Source organism: Hyphomonas sp. (assembly GCF_041398465.1).
GTDB lineage: Bacteria > Pseudomonadota > Alphaproteobacteria > Caulobacterales > Hyphomonadaceae > Hyphomonas.
In genome coordinates, this window is the sequence record NZ_JAWKUS010000002.1 from 105,155 (window position 1) to 121,764 (window position 16,610).

Genomic DNA, 16,610 nt, shown 5'->3' on the forward strand with positions numbered 1-16,610 from the left:
CAGATTTTCAAATCTGGGGCTGCGGCTGATGTCTTCGGCCATTCTTATCCCGCTTGGCCTTGCCGCGGTCTGGTCCGGCGGCTGGGGATTGGCAGTGGCGTGTGCTGCAGCAGCTGGTGTTATGGCGTGGGAGTGGGGACATATCAGCGGGTTCGTAAAGCCAATGTTGCTTGTGGCGTTCGCGTCCTTGGCGTGCCTCGCGCTTCCGCTTGGAAATCCGGGTGTTGCCTTGGGCGTGATCCTGGCGGGAGTGGTGTTTGCCGCGCTTACGGCAAAGGGCGGCTGGAACCATCGGGGCAGTGCTGTCTTCGGATTGATCTACGTCACGCTGCTGCCTGCTTCGCTTTGGCTGCTGCGGGAAGGGCCGTGGGACGGACGTTCGGCAGCGCTGTACTTCATGTCATTCGTGTGGGCGTCCGATGCGGCAGCCTATTTTACGGGACGTGGTCTTGGCGGTCCGCGTCTGTTGCCCAAGGAAAGCCCGAACAAGACCTGGAGCGGTGCAATCGGGGCTGTTGTCGCCTGCATCGTCTGCGGTGTGGCCGCAGCCGATATCCAGCGCGTTCCTTTTGCGGGCTGGATTCTTGCGGGCATCGCTATTTCCGTGGTCGCTCAACTTGGCGATCTGTTTGAAAGCGGTCTGAAGCGGCGGTTCCGTGTGAAGGATTCGGGCTCGATCCTGCCAGGGCATGGCGGCGTGATGGACCGGGTGGATGGCCTCGGTGCCGTCGCGTTCATCACCGTGCTGGCTTTCTACATCGCACCAGACCTTCCGAATATGCTTGGGCTTCAGGCATGACCGCCAAGCGAGCTGTTTCTGTAATGGGATCGACAGGATCCATCGGGTGCTCTGCGCTTGATGTCATCGGTCATGCCAACAGAGGACCTGAGGGCGGTTTCGATCTGATCGCTCTGACGGCTGGCAGCAATGCCGAAAAATTGGCGGAACAGGCGCTCGAATACCGGCCCCAGATCGCTGTGATCGCCGATGAGAACCAGCTGCCGGTGTTGAAAGAGCGGCTGGCGGGCAGCGGTATCGAAGTGGCCGGTGGATGTGCTGCGGTGACTGAAGCGGCGACGCGTCCAGCCAGAGTCCTTGCGGCCATCGTTGGCGCGGCCGGCTTGGAGTCGACGCTCGCTGCGGTCCAGGCCGGGAACGACGTTGCGATAGCCAACAAGGAAAGCGTCGTTTGTGGCGGCCGGCTGATCCTCGAAGAAGCCAAAAAGGCCGGAGTAACGGTGCTGCCGGTCGATTCAGAGCATAGCGCAATCCATCAATGCCTGGGAGATGGCCGGTCTCTCGAGCGGCTGACAATCACCGCTTCTGGCGGACCGTTCCGCACGGCAACGCTTGAGCAGATGCGTGCGGCCAGTCCGGAAGCGGCTGCCGCCCATCCGAACTGGGCCATGGGGATCAAGAATTCCATCGACAGCGCAACCCTGATGAACAAGGCGCTTGAACTGATCGAAGCAGCCTATTTGTTTGACGTTGCGGCAGATCAGATCGATGTGATCATCCACCCGCAGTCGATTATCCACGGCATGGCGCATTTCACGGATGGGTCGGTCATCGCACAGCTTGGCGCGCCGGATATGCGCACGCCGATTTCTTATGCGCTTGGTTGGCCGGATCGTGTTGAAACCACCGTGAATCGCCTGGATCTGGTCAGGCTGGCAAAACTCGATTTCGAAGCGGTTGATCCCGCAAAGTTTCCCGCCGTCGAGCTGGCCCGGGAGGCATTTTCTGCCGGTCCAGGCGCCACGACGGTATTAAATTGCGCTAATGAAACTGCCGTTTCTGCATTTATTGCGGGCCAATGCGGGTTTCTGGACATAAGCTGGGTGGTAAAGGAAGTGTTGAGTCGGTTCCTTTCCGGCAATATGGCCGGGATGGCATGCGGTTCGCTAGAAGAGATCGGCCAATTGGACCGGTACGCGCGTTCTGCGGCTGAAGATTTGTTGAAGCGGGCCCCGGATGGTGGGGCGGAGGGTAAAACGCTTGGGTGAGTTGCTTAGCCAAGGTCCGTTGTTTCTGGCTTGCCTCATCTTCATGATGGGCATCGTGGTGATCGTCCACGAATATGGTCATTATCTTGCCGGGCGAGCCTTCGGAGCCGCTGTCGAGTCCTTTTCCATCGGTTTCGGAAGCCCGATTTTCGAGCGGAAAGACAAGCGCGGTACCCGCTGGCGCATCAACTGGATCCCGCTCGGCGGGTTCGTGAAATTTGCAGGTGAAGCGCAGACCGCCGGCGATATCGGCAAGATTGAGGGCGGCCTGGTCGGTCGGGCCTACCCGGATCTTGGGGTTGGACAGCGCTCCATTGTCAGTCTTGCCGGACCTTTCGCCAATTTTGTCCTCGCAACTCTGATTTTCTCTCTGATGATCGGCACTTTCGGCCGGCCGAACATTGAGGTTGGCGTCTATTCCGTCGGTGAGGGCTCTCCGGCTGCCGTCGCCGGAATGGAGTCCGGCGACATTGTGGTTTCTGCCAATGGCAAGCCCGTGAAAGCCGCGAGCGATATCCAGATGGCGGTTATGCTCAATCCGGGTACGCCGGTGGATTTCGTTATCCGCCGCGGAGATGTCGAACAAACCCTCGCCGTGACGCCCAAGGAAGAAATTCGTGAAAACGAGGTGGGTCAGCGCGTCCCTCAGGGGACAATTGGCGTGCAGCTGGCAAATGTCAGCGTGCAGCCGCCGACTCGTTACAACCCGGTAGAGGCGGTTGGGCAGGGCGTCATCCAGACCGGCAAGACCCTTGAGCAGACGGTCACCATGCTGAGCCGGATCGTTACCGGACGCATGTCCATCCACACCATGTCGGGCCCGGTCGGGATCGGTGATGTTTCGCGCCGGATCGTGAATCGGGTGTGGGCTCAGGAAGATGTTCCCGTCGGAAGCCGAGTCTGGGAGCTGTTCTGGATGCTCCTTGGCATGTGCGCTTCCATTTCCATCGGGATCGGCTTTTTCAATCTGTTGCCGCTGCCGGTGCTGGATGGTGGCCACCTTGTATTTAATGCATACGAAGCCCTAACCGGCCGCCATTTGCCGGAAAAAGTGCAGGAAGTGAGCCTGACATTCGGTCTTATCCTGTTATTGGGGATGGTCGTCGTCATCACATGGGGCGATGTCATCGAAACCGGCCTGTTTGGTGGCGGGGGCGGCTAAGCCGGCCGGATCAGGGACTAATCAGAGAGTTTATTCGACGATGCGTAAGTTTCTTGCAGCGACCTTCATGGCGACCAGCGTCTTTGCGCTTCAGGGCGTTTCCGGCGTTTCGGGTTCCGCTCAGGCGCAGGAAGACAACCGTTATGGGGGGACGATCCGCTCGATCGTTGTCCAGGGAAACAGGCGTATCGAAGCGCGTACGGTGCAGTCATATCTGCTGCTGGAACCTGGTGACGCGTTCGATCCCAACCGGATCGATCTGTCGCTGAAAACGCTGTTTGCAACGAATCTTTTTGCGGATGTGTCGATTGATCGTCTTGGCGACGATCTGATCGTCCGTGTTGTCGAAAACCCGATCATCAACCGAGTGATATTCGAGGGCAACAAGGCCCTGAAGGAAGACAAGCTCAAGGAAGAGATCCAGGCTGAGCCGCGCGGAATCTTCACCGCAGCACGGGTGCAGAACGATGTGCAGCGTATCCTTGAGCTCTATCGTCAGTCAGGTCGCTTTGCTGCCAAGGTCGAGCCGCAGTACAAGCCGCTGGAACAGAACCGCGTCGACCTGATCTTCCAGATCACGGAAGGGCCGGTCACCGGCGTTCGTTCGATCAACTTTATTGGCAACGAAGCCTATTCGGACTCCCGGCTGCGCAGCGAGATCGTGACCAAGCAGTCCCGCTTCTGGCGCTTCTTCAGTTCCAACGACAACTATGATCCCGGTCGCCTGGAATATGACCGCGACCAGTTGCGTCAGTTCTATCAGAATAACGGCTACTATGATTTCCGTGTGACCTCTGCCGTCGCCGAGCTGACGCCGGACCAGAAAGATTTCTACATCACCATGACGGTGGACGAGGGCCGTCAGTACGACTTCGGCGAGGTCAAGGTCGAGACCGCGCTGGAAAAACTGAATGCTGAGGCTTTGCGGGCCGCTGTTCCGATTCAGGAAGGATCCTTGTTCAAGGGTGATCTGATCGAAAGCACGATCGATTCCCTGACATATGCTGCTGGAATTGCAGGCTATGCCTTTGTCGACATTCGTCCGCAGCTGGATGTGAACCCGGAAACAGGCCGCATCGACGTGACGTTCGTTGTGGATGAAGGTCCGCGCGTCTACATCGACCGCATCAATATTGTCGGGAATACGCAAACACTGGACCGCGTTATCCGGCGTGAGCTGAGGATTTCGGAAGGCGATGCCTTCAACCGGATCCTGTTGGACCGGTCCAAGAATCGCGTACGGGCGCTCGGTTACTTTAAAGAAGTCGAGATCGAGGAAGTTCCAACAGACGAGCCGGACCGGACCGTCGTCAATATAACGGTGCAAGAGCAGCCGACTGGTGAGCTGTCGTTTGCCGCGGGTTTCTCTTCGGTGGATTCTTATCTGATCGATTTGTCCGCCAGCCAGCGGAACCTGCGAGGACGTGGACAGTCGGTTGTTGCCAGGATTTCAGCTTCCAGCCGCCAGCAGGTGCTGGACCTTCGTTTCACCGAACCACATTTCCTGGATCGCAACCTGTCGGCCGGCATCGACGTGTTTGCGACTAAACAGGATTTCGGCGACATCTCCTACTTTACCAGCGACACCTACGGCGCTGGCTTGCGTGTGGGTTTCCCTCTGACCGAGCGTATGCAGCTCGGGCTCAGCTACCGTCTGCAGTATGACGACATCAATGTGACGGATGTGCCTTATCTGATCGATATTGCGACCGGACTACCATCGACTCGGACAATCCAGACGGGCGGGCAGGACACGCCGGACGACACGAGTGATGACACGTACCGGCGTGCCGGTGTTGACGATGTTATCGACGGCCAAGAAATTGTACTGGACCGGTGTGATCCGTCCTATCTGTTCCGGGAAACCATTTGCCGTTCCGAACGGTCGGATTTGTCGAGCATTATTGGATACCAGTTGTACTGGGATCGTACGAATGATCCGATTTCGCCGACCCGGGGCTTCGATGCTTCGATAAGTCAGGACCTGGCGGGTGTCGGCGGTGACGTTCATTATCTGCGTACTGAAACACGCGCATCCTTCTATCGCGGTATATGGAAAGGCGTCGTGGCAAGTGCGCGCCTGTCCGGCGGGTACGTTTTCCCATTGGAAAACGGGGAAGGGATCCGGATCAACAACCGCTTCTTCCGGGGCGGATCGACCTTCCGCGGGTTTGATGTTGCCGGTCTTGGACCACGGGAAATTCTTCGTGTGGTCGATCCGAATACGGGCGAAGTCGTTGCGACTCGGCGCCTCAATTCGCAAGGCGGGAACGCGTACTATCAAGGTACGTTCGAGCTCAGTCTTCCGAACGTGTTCCCGGAAGAGTATGGCATCAAGAGCGCTCTGTTCGTGGATGCAGGCTCTCTCGGCACGCTGCGCGGACCTGACATATCCCCGACGATCTACACAACGGATCCGACCACCGGACTCCCTGCAGTGCGTATGACCAAGGATGCTGCATCACTTCGTGCATCAGCAGGTTTGAGTGTCTTCTGGAATTCGCCTTTCGGACCGATCCGCTTCGACTTCTCTCAAATCCTCCGCAGCGAGGACTATGACCGGACAGAGACGTTCCGGTTCTCGACTTCAACACGCTTCTAATCGCAAGCCCCCAGAATGGAGACTAGCATGTCCCACCTAAAGAAAATTCTTTGTGCCTTCGCTTTGCTGATCGGCAGTGCGGCCATCACGGCGCCCGCAGCCGTCGCACAGGGCAGCAACGTCATCGCCATCGATGAAGTAAGAATCCTTCGCGACAGCAAGGCCGGCAAAGACATGGCGACCAAGCTGAGCAACATCGAAACGCAGATGAACAACGAGCTGACGCCGGAACGCAATACTCTGCAGACCCAAGGCAAAGCACTGGATGCAAAGCTCACTGGTAAAACCCGTGAGCAGGTGAACGCTGATGCGGCACTCGTTTCCGAACTGAACGGTTATCAGGCCAAAGCCAATGCGTTTGCCGGAAAAGCTCAGCGGGCGTCCCAGGAGTTCTCGCTGACGGAACGTGTTGCCCTTGCCAACTTCAACAAGGCGCTCGAGCCGGTTCTGCTTCAGGTCATTCAGGAAAAGAACGCGCAACTCGTCGTTTCCAAGAGCTCGGTGATTTACTCAGCAGACTCCATTGATGCGACCGCTCTGGTCATTCAGAAACTCGATGTCGCGTCCCCGACCTTGACGGTTACGCGCCAGAAGATTCCGGATCAGCCGGCTAATCCGCAGTAACGGAGCATATGGTGACGGTCGATCCGCGGTTCTATGCGCCATTGGGGGCTTTGACGCTTGGCCAGGTAGCGGAATTGACCGGCGCAGCTCTGAATGGCGACAGCGATCTGCCTGTCACGGGCATCGCTTCTGCCGCCAATGCCCAAAAAGGCGATCTCGCCTTCCTGGACGGGGATGGTAAATCCACTCCCGCAATCTCGGCAAATGCCGGAATTTTCGTCACCAACGACGCGAACCTGAAATACGTTCCGGAAGGCGGATCGACACTGGTTGTCCGGTTTCCGCGTTTCGCGCATGCCTTGGCCGCTTTGGCGATGTACCGTCCGCGTCATCTGGACTGGGTGGGTGAAGCCCGCATCTCGCCTGAGGCGCAGGTTCACGAAGATGCTCGGGTATCGCCTGGGGCAGTTGTTGGTCCGGGTGCGGTGATCGGTGAAGGGACGTGGATTGGCCCCAACGTATCGATCGGACCGGGTGTCCAGATCGGCCGTCACTGCCAGATCGGTGCGAACGCCAGTGTATTCTGCGCGCTCGTCGGAGACCATGTGACCCTGCTCGCCGGAGCTCGTATCGGCGAGAGCGGGTTCGGGGTGCTTGCAGCACCTGATGGTCAACGGGATGCTCCTCATTTCGGCCGGGTCATCCTTCAGGATCATGTCACTGTGGGCGCCAATACTTGCATCGACCGAGGCGTCTTCGAGGACACGATCCTTGGTGAGCGCACCAAGATCGATAACCTCTGCCAGATCGCGCACAATGTCGTTTTCGGCCGCTCCGTCGTTATGGCAGCATTTGGCGGAATTTCCGGATCTGTCCGGGTCGGAAATCAGTCCATGCTTGGTGGGCGGGTTGGAATCGCTGATCATGTCGTGGTGGGCGAAGGGGTAAGCCTCGCTGCCTCATCGGGCCTGTTCCGCAATATCGAAGACGGCGAGACCTGGGGCGGCACACCCGCAAAACCCATCCGCCAATGGATGCGTGAAGTCGCCTGGTTGCAGAAACAGGCAAACCCGAAGAAAAATAGCTGATCCACGCACATTCCGTGCTGGAAATCAGAGGCGCAGCCATGCCCACACAGATACACCCCACCGCGTTCGTTGAAGACGGCGCCCAATTGGGCACGGACGTCACGATTGGCCCCTTCTGCCATGTCAGCGCGAACGCCGTGATTGGTGATGGGTGCAAACTCCACTCCCACGCCGTCGTCGCGGGTCACACTAACCTGGGAAGAAATGGTGTCCTGTTTCCCCACGCGACGCTCGGGTGCAGCCCGCAGGTGATCGGCTTCGAGAGTACGCCGGAATCCCGTTTGGAAGTGGGCGAGAACTGCACTTTCCGTGAATACGCGACCGCTCATGCCGGGATGCCGAAGTTCGGTGGCCTGACGAAAGTCGGTGATCATTGCTACATCATGATCGGAGCCCACATCGCTCATGACAATGTTATCGGCAACCATGTCGTGATGGCGAACAATGTATCCTTGGCCGGCCATATCGAGGTTGGAGACCATGTTTGGTTCGGGGGGCTCGCCGCAGTACACCAGTTCTCTCGTATCGGTCGAAATGCTTTCATCGGCGGCGGCGCGATTGTGGTGGAGGATGTCATCCCGTTTGGCTCCGTTGTCGGGAACCATGCGAAGCTTTCCGGACTCAATATGGTCGGGCTTAAGCGGCGCGGGTTTGACAAGAGCCAGCTGATGCAGATCCGCAGCGCCTATAAAGCGGTATTTTTTGGAGAAGGTCTGTTCAAGGAACGTCTGGCGAAAGCTGCGCAAGATTTTGCGGATCAACCGCTCGCCATGGAACTTATTTCATTCATTCAGGCAGGTGGCGACCGGCCGATCTGCAAGCCGGCCTGACAGATGACGACACCGCTGGGACTGATCGCTGGACTGGGAGAACTTCCCGTCGCCATTGCGAGCAACGCCACGGCAAGCGGCCAGGGGGTTTACGTGCTTCGCTTGAAGGGGTTCGAAGAGCCTGCGCTTGCAGAATATCCGGGTGCGGTAGTTGGTCTTGGAGAAATCGGCGGCGTGATCGATCGGCTTAAGGCTGCCGGCTGCAAGGATGTTGTCTTCGCGGGGATCGTCAAGCGTCCGAACTTCAAGGACCTCAAACTGGATATGCGCGGAGCGATGCTTTTACCCAAGGTGGTCTCCGAAGCGCGCAAGGGTGACGACGCGTTGCTAAAGGTGCTCGTCAAAGAGTTCGAAAAGCACGGGTTCAATGTCATCGGGAGCGAAGAGGCCAACAAGACGCTGCTGGCACCATCCGGATTGATCGCAGGCCCGGCGCCGACGGAAGATCATCTTGCCGACATACGCGCTGCAGCAAAGGTGGCCTCCGCCACAGGTGCGCTGGACATCGGTCAGGGCTGCGTGGTTTGCGACGGGCTCGTCCTGGCGGTTGAGGCTCAGGAAGGTACGGACGAAATGCTGAAGCGTTGTGCGACGCTACCAGAAGAAATCAGGGGCAAGGCAGGCGCACGCCGCGGTGTTCTCGTCAAGCGGCCCAAGCCGGATCAGGAGCGCCGCATCGACTTGCCGACGACAGGAGTGTCTACGATCGAGCTCGTAGCTGCGGCAGGGCTCGCCGGGCTCGCGGTGGAGGCCGGAGGAGCATTGCTCCTTCGCCGCGTGGAAATGGAAGCGGCAGCAGACCGTCTTGGTGTCTTCATTTACGGTTTTTCGCCGGACGAGGTCTCGTGAGCCCGTTGCGTTTATTCATGGTTGCAGGCGAGGCGTCGGGAGACCTTCTCGCGCGGGAAGTTGTCGAGGCGATCCGTCAGAAAACGGAAGATGTGGAGTTCGCCGGAATCGGCGGTCGTGAATTGGCCTCTGTTGGCATTCAATCACCGTTCGATATATCGCCGCTTTCCATCCTCGGCTTTGCTGAAGGTATTCGGGCCTATGGCACGGTCGTGAAGCTCGCAGATGCAGCTGCCGACGCCATTGTTGCGTTCAAACCCGATGCCGTGGTGTTGGTGGATTCCTGGGGCTTCATGTTGCGTGTGGCGCAGCGGGTTCGGGCAAGGGCTCCTGAAATCAAACTGATCAAGCTGATCGGTCCCCAAGTGTGGGCGACACGGCCGGGTCGGGCAAAGACGCTGGCTGCCACGGTCGATTACCTGCTCTGCATGCATGATATGGAGGCACCATTTTATGCACCCTACGGCCTGCCAACAACGGTCATTGGCAATCCCGCCTTGTCGCGGAACACGCCTGGTGATGGACAGAAGTTTCGTGCCGCGCGGGGTATCGGTTCTGACGACAAAGTCTGTCTGGTCTTGCCTGGTAGCCGCAGGAGCGAGCTCGTCAAAGTCGCGCCAGCGCTGATTGATGCTGCGAAGCGTGTGGCGGCTTCGGTGTCGGGTATCCGGATTGTCATTTCACCTGCAGGAAACATGGCTGATGCATTCGACGCCGCTTTTCCGGATGTGTCCGACTGGGCCGAGGTACTGCACGCACCGGAGGAGCGTTATGACGCTATGGCGGCTGCCAATCTTGCGCTCGCCTGTTCGGGTACCGTAACGAGCGAACTCGCCATGCAGGGGGCGCCCATGATCGTGGCATACCGAACCGGCTGGCTGACTTGGGCATTGGCGCGTGGGCTGCTCTACAAGAAGCATCATATCACGCTACTGAACATCGTTTCTGACGATCAGGAAATCGTGCCGGAATTCGTTCAGACCAAACAAAAGCCTGAGCTGATCGCGGACACCGCAATCAGATGGCTGAAAGATCCAAAGCTACTGGACAGTCAGAAGCAAGCACAGAACGAGGCGTTAGTCCGGATGCAGGGTGAGGGGCATTCTTCTGCAGACATAGCCGCAGATGCCATTCTGTCAGTCGCCAGGGGGCAGGCTGTGCTCCCGCAGGAATGAGAAATCGATATATTTCTTGAGGTGCCAGACCCAGCGGCCTTTCAGGGTAAATCCGAACTTTTCCGCCACGGCTTTCTGCTCACCCAGGCTGACGAGCTTCAGATAGTCGGACTGGGGATGGAATTGGGATAGCGGAGCGTTTTCGGAGTACCGGCGGATATTCTCTGCGATGACAGGACCGGCGCGCACTGCGAACACTCCCGCAGGTGCCAGAGGATCCGGCTTGAAGTAAGAGGTGTCACCGGCGGCCCAAATTTGCGGGTGGCTGGTCGATCGAAGGCAAGCATCTACTTCAATGCGGCCGTGATCTGTTCTTAAACCTGTTTCGCCAATCCATTCATGCGGAGCGGATCCGGCACAATTCACCACGAGCGCGGCTTCGGCTTTTATGCCGGATGAAAAAGTGACCGTTCGGTTGTGCACGGATCGAACATGAGTTTGCAGAAGTGTTTCGATTCCGGCGCTTTTGAGGGAATCGCCAAGTTGCTTGCGAAGTGCGGGCGAACTGCTTCCGGAAATCTTTTCTCCTGCATCCACAAGGAGTGTCCGCGGTTGCGGAATACCTTCCTGACGGAGGCAATAATGAATGGCTAAAGCGACTTCAACGCCGGCAAGGCCAGCCCCGACCACAACAATCGTCGGCGGTGCGGTTCCGGATTTTATCTGCTCAAGTGACGATTGCCATCGTTGCAGAAACGGCGCGATCGGTCGGATAGGGACAATTTGGTTATGACCTATTTCTAGACCCAGAGGCCGGATGCCAGACCCTATATCAAGGCTCGCCAAATCATATGGAATGATCTTTCCTGACGCGAGGCTGGCTGTGCAAGCTTCCGGATCGATCATGTTGATCCTGTCCAGCACGAACTGAACACCTGCGGCGTCACATAGCGGTTGCAGCGGGACGGCAATGCCTTCGGCCGGCCAATGACCAGCAATCACGCCGGGCAGGGCGCCGCTGTACAGATTGTGGGTCGTTGGAGAAACAAGGGTCAGCCGGATGCCGGGCGGGGGCGGGCTCTTTGCAAGATTGCGAAGGGCAACTGCATGGGCATGTCCGCCGCCTGCAAGCAGGATATGTCGAGGTTCTGCGGTCAGCGTGCCCACCATGACTGCAAAGCATTCGCGATGTTCAGTGATGCTTCTCGTGCTTTCGCTGGTGCGCGGTAAGCAACGATCGCAGAACCTTCGAGGGCGCCCTCATCCAAAGGGTCCATTGGCCAGCGGGCACCGGCGACGAAACAATCGTCTAGCTCAGTCAGGTACTCACCGAACTCGATTTCACGACCATCCTTGAAGAGCGGCAGCCACAGGACGAGCATGCCCTTCGGCCAGCGCTTGAGTGCACGTGGTGTCCACAAAGCGAGTGCGTCGATATCGCGGCTGGTCTCGTAACTTGGATCGACAAAGCAGACCATGCGTTCATTGCTGCGAGGCGAAAGCTTCAGCGCGCCGGAATAGCCGTCGGCATGTTTGACCTGTAGCCGAGGGTCACTCTCAAGCGCTTTGACAAGTTCCCTGTTTTCGGTCGGGTGTTTCTCGAAAAAGATCATGCGGGAAGATGCGGGCAAAATCTGCTGCGCCAGCGCGGGTGATCCCGGATAGTCTGCCCGACCGCGCTCCTTCACCAACTCTAACCAAGGCTGAACAGGTTTCGGAGCGCCATCGGCCAATAGTGACAGGACTCCATCCACCGCTTCTCCGCCTTTGGTGGCCTGTTCTCCATCCAGATTGTATCTTCCGCGTCCTGAATGGGTCTCGACATAAAGCGTGTTCGGAGACTCTTTGGCAACGGCCCCCAGTATGGCATGCAAAACAGCATGCTTCAGGACGTCCGCCCGATTGCCTGCGTGAAAGCCGTGCTGGTAGGAGAGCATTCCTGAAAGTTTCCGGTAGAGGTGGCTGTCTGCCGGCAAGAACCGGCAGACAGAATAAGATCATTTCCCGTCGAGGCTGGCCTTGCGGATGGCTTCGAATTCATTGCCGGGATACCAGGTCGGCCACGCGTCTGACTGGGCGATGGATTTGCCGACTTCGAAGAGTGCCGTGACATCTTCCACATTGCCGGAGAGATCCCAGTCGTCGGAGTACTCGTCCATGGGCTTGTGGTAGCGTTGCTCATTATAGGCTTGGGCAATGGCTTTGCCTGCCGCGATGCCGCCGTCCAGCTTGTCTTCACCGCCGTCTGCATACAGCATCGGAACACCGCGCTTCGCGAGTGAGACATGATCGGACCGATAGAAAGAACCGGCTTCAGGTTTCGGGTCTGGCTTCACAACGCGGTCTTGGGTGGTGAGATATTCGGTCAGCATGTCTTCCAGTTCGGAAGCACCGTAACCGACAACGACCATATCATGCGTACGGCCGACAGGGAGCGATCCATCCATGTTGATTCCGGCCACGATCTTGTTCAGCGGCACGGTCGGATGCTGGGCAAAATATTCGGAGCCGAGCAGGCCGGATTCTTCAAGTGTGACGGACAAGAACAAGACCGAACGGTCGACCGGCTGCGAAGCCATGGCCTCGGCAATCTCCAGCAGCGCGGCCGAGCCAGTCGCGTTGTCCACGGCCCCATTGAAGATCTGATCCTGGTAGAAGTCCTCACCTGGCGCTCCGGTCTTCTCGCCGGACTTCTTGCCGAGGTGATCCCAGTGTGCGGTGTACAGAACGTATTCGTCAGGCGTAGTTTTTCCCGGCAAGACGCCGATCACGTTGTGGCTGGCGAGTGGTTCGATTGATTGGGTTATTCCGCCCTGTGCCTTGATGCCTGTCAGCGGAACAGGCTTGAAACCACGTTCCTTTGCGGCGTCTTTCAGGGTCTGGAAATCCAGCCCGGCGGCGCGGAAGAGTTCCTCGGCCTTGTCGCGGGTGATCCAGGCTTCCATCGTGGTGCGGTCTGCACCGCCATCCGTGCGAACGAGGTCCGACTGAGCGCCTGACCAGGAGTTTTCGACGACATCCCAGCCATAAGCTGCGGGTGCCGTTTCATGCACGATGATCGCGGCAGTTGCATTTTGCCGTGCGGCCTCTTCGAACTTGTAGGTCCAGCGGCCATAATATGTCATGGCTTTGCCCTTGAAGAGGGCCGGATCCTGGGTCGCGAAGCCCGGATCATTGACGAGCATGACCACCGTTTTTCCGGTGAAGTCCTGACCGTCATAATCGTCCCAGTCGTATTCCGGCGCGACGGAACCGTAGCCGACGAAAACCACGTCGCTCGGATCGAAGGAAAGCTCGGTTGCGTTCTGGCGCTTGGTCCAGATGACACTGTCTTTTTTTAACGTGGTGGGGATTTCGGTGCCGTCGTCGGTGCTGAAGCTGAGGTAGGATTTCTCCGGATCGATGGTCTGGTTCACCATCTTCACTTCCTGGAAAAAGCTACCGTTCTCGCCGGCAGGCTCAAGACCGACGCGGGCCATTTCGGCCGCGATCCAGTCTGCAGCGGCTTCGCCGGTTGGGGTACCCGGGCCGCGGCCTTCGAACGTATCGTCGGCCAGAGTCTTGATCCGCACGGCAAGGTCTTCTGCGGTAATGTCCGCCACCGTACTTTCGGGGAGCGGCAATAGCAGATCCGGTGCAGGCGCGTTATCCACCGCTCCGGTGGTCTCGACTTCAGCGGCCTGCTGCCCACAGGCGGCCAACGCGAACAGTGAGGCTGCCAGGAACAGCTGCTTCATGAGATTCTCCCTAAATTCCGCACTTGGGGGTGTTGCACGTGGCCGGGCAGGGGGCAAGCTTGTGCCTCACGGGAGAGGAATCCACTCATCCCTATCGCCCGGAACTTTCGGAAAGCGGTCAGATCCACCCGAACCAGCCGATTTTTGCCAATCTTGTTTGGCTTCGTCGATGAGGGCCTGGTTGCTGGCAACGAAATTCCATTCGAGCTTGCGCGGGCCATCCATGGCCGCACCGCCGCAGATCACGCCTTTCGTGCCGGGCTCGAAGCGAATGGCGACATCGGCGTTGCTGGCCAATACGAGCATCTGGCCTTCGCTGAACGTCTCGCCGTCGATCGTGGCGCTGCCGCAAACCAGATAGATCGCACGTTCCTCGGCGAGCGTGTGCGGCAGGATCAGGTTGGCAACGGCGTCTACCTCGAATGCCACGTACAGGATCGGCCACGGAAATTCGACGGGCGAGACTTGTCCGAATGCCTCGCCGGCTAACACTCGCATTCGAACGCCCTTGTGTTCGAACTCCGGCAAACTGTCTGCCGGGTGGTGGACAAAGGCCGGCGGTATGTCTTCATGCGTTTTTGGCAGGGCGACCCAGGTCTGCAGGCCGTGCATGCGCTGACCGGTTTGGCGTTCCGGTGCAGGGGTTCGTTCAGAATGGACGATGCCGTGACCGGCGGTCATCCAGTTCACGGCGCCGGGACGGATAACGAGGTCTGTGCCGAGGGAGTCTCGGTGTTCGATGGCGCCTTCGAACAGATAGGTGACGGTGGACAGGCCGATGTGCGGGTGCGGGCGTACGTCGAAGCCTTCGCCAGGGGCGTATTTCACCGGACCGAAATGATCGAAAAAGACGAACGGACCGACCATACGCTGTGCATGGAACGGTAAAACCCGCCGAACACGGAATCCCCCGCCCAGATCGCGTGCTCTTGGTTCAATTCTCCGCGAGATCAGTTCGCTCATGTTCATCGCTCCTTTTCGCGGCCATAATCACCGTCAAATATGATCTCATGAGCCATGATCTCCAGCCCTTGATCGAGCAGATGCGCAATTGCCGTCTCTGCGAAGCGGATATGGAGCGCGATCCAAACCCGATTTTTCAGCTGTCAGCCGACGCCAATATACTGATCGCCGGTCAGGCCCCTGGTAATCTCGCTTATACCACAGGCACGCCTTTCAACGATCCGTCTGGTGATCGCCTGCGTGATTGGATGGGCGTCTCGAAAGAGGAATTCTATGATGCTTCGAAGGTCGCCATGTTGCCGATGGGATTCTGCTTTCCGGGATATGACGCGAAGGGCGGCGACCTGCCGCCGATGAAACGGTGCGCAGAGGTCTGGCGCCAGCGGGTGATGGACCAGCTCCAGCAGATTGATGTGATCCTGCTCGTCGGCGGGTACGCCCAACGCTGGCATCTTGGTCACCGCGTGGAAAAGACACTCACCGCAACAGTGGCGAACTGGAAATCATATACGGGTGATCTCATGTTTACGTTGCCGCATCCAAGCTGGAGGAACACCGCATGGCTGAAGCGCAATCCCTGGTTCGAGGCAGACGTTCTGCCCGAACTCAGACGCGCGGTCCGGTCAGCCTTGTCCGAAAACTGAAAGCATTATCGATATTGCTCGTGACCTCATGCGCCACACCCGAAGTGCAGGAACCGCTCTCCATGACGCAAACCGTGACATCAGACCTGCTCGTTGAGGAGAACGCGTTCATCTCATTTGATGGCGCAAGGCTCGGTCTGACCTACTGGGAGGGTCAACGCGAAGGGCCAGCGGCGGGACATGTGGTTGTCGGTCTGCACGGCATGAACGACTACGCCAACGCTTTCCATATGGCAGCACCTTATTGGGCTACGAAAGGCGTGACCGTTTATGCTTATGACCAGCGCGGATTTGGGCGTTCGCCTGAGAGGGGAATCTGGCCGGAAGAGGAGCTGATGCGCGAGGACCTCCGTACCGCTGTCGACCTTGCCAAAATGCGCCATCCTGATGCGAAGATCACGGTAGTAGGTATCTCCATGGGGGCGGCCGTTGCGATGTCGGCCTTTGGGTCAGACCGCCCGCCAGCCGCCGATCAGTTCATTGCGTCTGGACCTGGCCTTCGAGGCTGGGGTGCTATGAACATGACCTACCGGGCAAGTCTCTGGATGTCCGCTCATGTCCGACCCGGCTGGATTGTGCAGCCACCACGGCGTTTCGTCCGGATCGAGCCATCAGACAATATCGAAATGCTGCAGCGGACCTGGTCGGATCCGCTGATGATGCCGACGAACCGTATCGATCAGGTCTATGGGCTGGTCTCGCTGATGGAGCGGGCGCATGAGCGGGCCCCGAGCCTTCCACAGAGCCTGCCGACGCTCATGTCGTATGGGGCGAATGATTATGTGGTGCCAGTGAGGGGAGTGCAACGAACCGCGAAGGTGCTGCCGTCGCACGTCCGGACGGTCTACTATGAAAAGGGCTTTCACATGCTGCTCAGGGACCTGCAGGCGCAGACGGTACACGACGATTATCTGGAGTTTATGCTGGATCCGGAAGGAGTTTTGCCTAGCAGGGCTGCCGAATGGCCGTTTCGCTAACGCTTTCCACAGCGGAACGCCTCTTGCAGCACTGCCTGCGTGGACAAATATCAGCCATTCTGCCAGTTCTGG

At 58.3% G+C, this 16,610-nt stretch carries 15 protein-coding genes; 11 read left to right on the forward strand and 4 right to left on the reverse strand.

Translation table 11 applies throughout. The features are described from left to right. Positions 1 to 28: 28 nt before the first annotated feature. Genes R3C98_RS07150 through R3C98_RS07190 form a run of 9 tightly spaced genes read left to right on the forward strand, consistent with a single transcriptional unit; the run spans position 29 to position 10,277 of the window. The gene (locus tag R3C98_RS07150; RefSeq protein ID WP_371313432.1) at positions 29 to 799 is read left to right on the forward strand and encodes a phosphatidate cytidylyltransferase; all 771 of its coding nucleotides are present in this window, start codon (positions 29 to 31) and stop codon (positions 797 to 799) included. A 23-nt stretch (positions 800 to 822) separates the two neighbouring features. Then, positions 823 to 2,007, forward strand: a complete 1,185-nt coding sequence (dxr, locus tag R3C98_RS07155; protein ID WP_371313433.1) for a 1-deoxy-D-xylulose-5-phosphate reductoisomerase — start codon at positions 823 to 825, stop codon at positions 2,005 to 2,007. Continuing rightward, positions 2,000 to 3,169: an RIP metalloprotease gene (locus tag R3C98_RS07160; RefSeq protein WP_371313434.1), complete on the forward strand. Its 1,170-nt coding sequence runs from the start codon at positions 2,000 to 2,002 to the stop codon at positions 3,167 to 3,169. The genes dxr and R3C98_RS07160 overlap by 8 nt, the downstream gene beginning before the upstream one ends. Positions 3,170 to 3,209: 40 nt before the next feature. Beyond that, the gene (gene bamA, locus R3C98_RS07165; RefSeq protein ID WP_371313436.1) at positions 3,210 to 5,771 is read left to right on the forward strand and encodes an outer membrane protein assembly factor BamA; all 2,562 of its coding nucleotides are present in this window, start codon (positions 3,210 to 3,212) and stop codon (positions 5,769 to 5,771) included. A gap of 27 nt (positions 5,772 to 5,798) precedes the next feature. Further along, positions 5,799 to 6,395, forward strand: a complete 597-nt coding sequence (locus R3C98_RS07170) for an OmpH family outer membrane protein (protein WP_371313437.1) — start codon at positions 5,799 to 5,801, stop codon at positions 6,393 to 6,395. 8 nt (positions 6,396 to 6,403) lie between these two features. After that, a complete protein-coding gene (gene lpxD / locus R3C98_RS07175; protein WP_371313438.1) occupies positions 6,404 to 7,423 on the forward strand; it encodes a UDP-3-O-(3-hydroxymyristoyl)glucosamine N-acyltransferase in 1,020 nt (339 codons plus the stop codon). 38 nt (positions 7,424 to 7,461) lie between these two features. Further along, positions 7,462 to 8,253, forward strand: coding sequence for an acyl-ACP--UDP-N-acetylglucosamine O-acyltransferase (gene lpxA, locus R3C98_RS07180; RefSeq protein ID WP_371313439.1), 792 nt, complete (start codon positions 7,462 to 7,464; stop codon positions 8,251 to 8,253). 3 nt (positions 8,254 to 8,256) lie between these two features. Beyond that, on the forward strand, positions 8,257 to 9,102 hold the full coding sequence (locus R3C98_RS07185; protein ID WP_371313441.1) for an LpxI family protein: 846 nt from the start codon (positions 8,257 to 8,259) through the stop codon (positions 9,100 to 9,102). 17 nt (positions 9,103 to 9,119) lie between these two features. Beyond that, positions 9,120 to 10,277 (forward strand): lipid-A-disaccharide synthase, encoded by a 1,158-nt coding sequence (locus R3C98_RS07190; protein WP_371314015.1) that lies wholly within the window; start codon positions 9,120 to 9,122, stop codon positions 10,275 to 10,277. Here R3C98_RS07190 and R3C98_RS07195 read toward each other — a convergent pair. The 4 genes from R3C98_RS07195 to R3C98_RS07210 form a co-directional block, all read right to left on the reverse strand. Further along, entirely contained in the window at positions 10,239 to 11,387 is a 1,149-nt protein-coding gene (locus R3C98_RS07195; RefSeq protein WP_371313442.1) for an FAD-dependent oxidoreductase, read from the reverse strand. The genes R3C98_RS07190 and R3C98_RS07195 overlap by 39 nt on opposite strands. Then, positions 11,372 to 12,154: a 23S rRNA (adenine(2030)-N(6))-methyltransferase RlmJ gene (gene rlmJ / locus R3C98_RS07200; RefSeq protein WP_371313443.1), complete on the reverse strand. Its 783-nt coding sequence runs from the start codon at positions 12,152 to 12,154 to the stop codon at positions 11,372 to 11,374. Before rlmJ ends, R3C98_RS07195 begins: the two co-directional genes overlap by 16 nt. 60 nt (positions 12,155 to 12,214) lie before the next feature. Continuing rightward, positions 12,215 to 13,954 (reverse strand): M28 family metallopeptidase, encoded by a 1,740-nt coding sequence (locus R3C98_RS07205; RefSeq protein ID WP_371313444.1) that lies wholly within the window; start codon positions 13,952 to 13,954, stop codon positions 12,215 to 12,217. A gap of 66 nt (positions 13,955 to 14,020) precedes the next feature. Beyond that, positions 14,021 to 14,917, reverse strand: coding sequence for a pirin family protein (locus tag R3C98_RS07210; RefSeq protein WP_371313445.1), 897 nt, complete (start codon positions 14,915 to 14,917; stop codon positions 14,021 to 14,023). Between the two features lie 47 nt (positions 14,918 to 14,964). On the opposite strand from R3C98_RS07210, the gene R3C98_RS07215 reads away from it, so the two are divergent. Together R3C98_RS07215 and R3C98_RS07220 are read left to right on the forward strand one after the other, a co-directional pair. Continuing rightward, complete coding sequence (locus tag R3C98_RS07215) at positions 14,965 to 15,561, forward strand: uracil-DNA glycosylase family protein (protein ID WP_371313446.1); 597 nt, start codon at positions 14,965 to 14,967, stop codon at positions 15,559 to 15,561. Between the two features lie 62 nt (positions 15,562 to 15,623). Then, positions 15,624 to 16,538 carry an alpha/beta fold hydrolase gene (locus R3C98_RS07220; RefSeq protein WP_371313447.1) on the forward strand — a complete coding sequence of 305 codons (915 nt, stop codon included), beginning with the start codon at positions 15,624 to 15,626 and terminating at the stop codon, positions 16,536 to 16,538. Positions 16,539 to 16,610 lie beyond the last annotated feature (72 nt).

Excerpts from the sequence above, each read along its gene's own strand:
- dxr (WP_371313433.1), top strand. The coding sequence starts at position 823 with ATGGGATCGACAGGATCCATCGGGTGCTCTGCGCTTGATGTCATCGGT.
- R3C98_RS07195 (WP_371313442.1), bottom strand. The coding sequence starts at position 11,387 with ATGGTGGGCACGCTGACCGCAGAACCTCGACATATCCTGCTTGCAGGC.
- rlmJ (WP_371313443.1), bottom strand. The coding sequence starts at position 12,154 with ATGCTCTCCTACCAGCACGGCTTTCACGCAGGCAATCGGGCGGACGTC.
- bamA (WP_371313436.1), top strand. The coding sequence starts at position 3,210 with ATGCGTAAGTTTCTTGCAGCGACCTTCATGGCGACCAGCGTCTTTGCG.
- lpxA (WP_371313439.1), top strand. The coding sequence starts at position 7,462 with ATGCCCACACAGATACACCCCACCGCGTTCGTTGAAGACGGCGCCCAA.
- R3C98_RS07215 (WP_371313446.1), top strand. The coding sequence starts at position 14,965 with ATGAGCCATGATCTCCAGCCCTTGATCGAGCAGATGCGCAATTGCCGT.
- R3C98_RS07205 (WP_371313444.1), bottom strand. The coding sequence starts at position 13,954 with ATGAAGCAGCTGTTCCTGGCAGCCTCACTGTTCGCGTTGGCCGCCTGT.
- R3C98_RS07150 (WP_371313432.1), top strand. The coding sequence starts at position 29 with ATGTCTTCGGCCATTCTTATCCCGCTTGGCCTTGCCGCGGTCTGGTCC.
- R3C98_RS07170 (WP_371313437.1), top strand. The coding sequence starts at position 5,799 with ATGTCCCACCTAAAGAAAATTCTTTGTGCCTTCGCTTTGCTGATCGGC.
- R3C98_RS07210 (WP_371313445.1), bottom strand. The coding sequence starts at position 14,917 with ATGAGCGAACTGATCTCGCGGAGAATTGAACCAAGAGCACGCGATCTG.
- R3C98_RS07190 (WP_371314015.1), top strand. The coding sequence starts at position 9,120 with ATGGTTGCAGGCGAGGCGTCGGGAGACCTTCTCGCGCGGGAAGTTGTC.
- lpxD (WP_371313438.1), top strand. The coding sequence starts at position 6,404 with ATGGTGACGGTCGATCCGCGGTTCTATGCGCCATTGGGGGCTTTGACG.
- R3C98_RS07220 (WP_371313447.1), top strand. The coding sequence starts at position 15,624 with ATGACGCAAACCGTGACATCAGACCTGCTCGTTGAGGAGAACGCGTTC.
- R3C98_RS07185 (WP_371313441.1), top strand. The coding sequence starts at position 8,257 with ATGACGACACCGCTGGGACTGATCGCTGGACTGGGAGAACTTCCCGTC.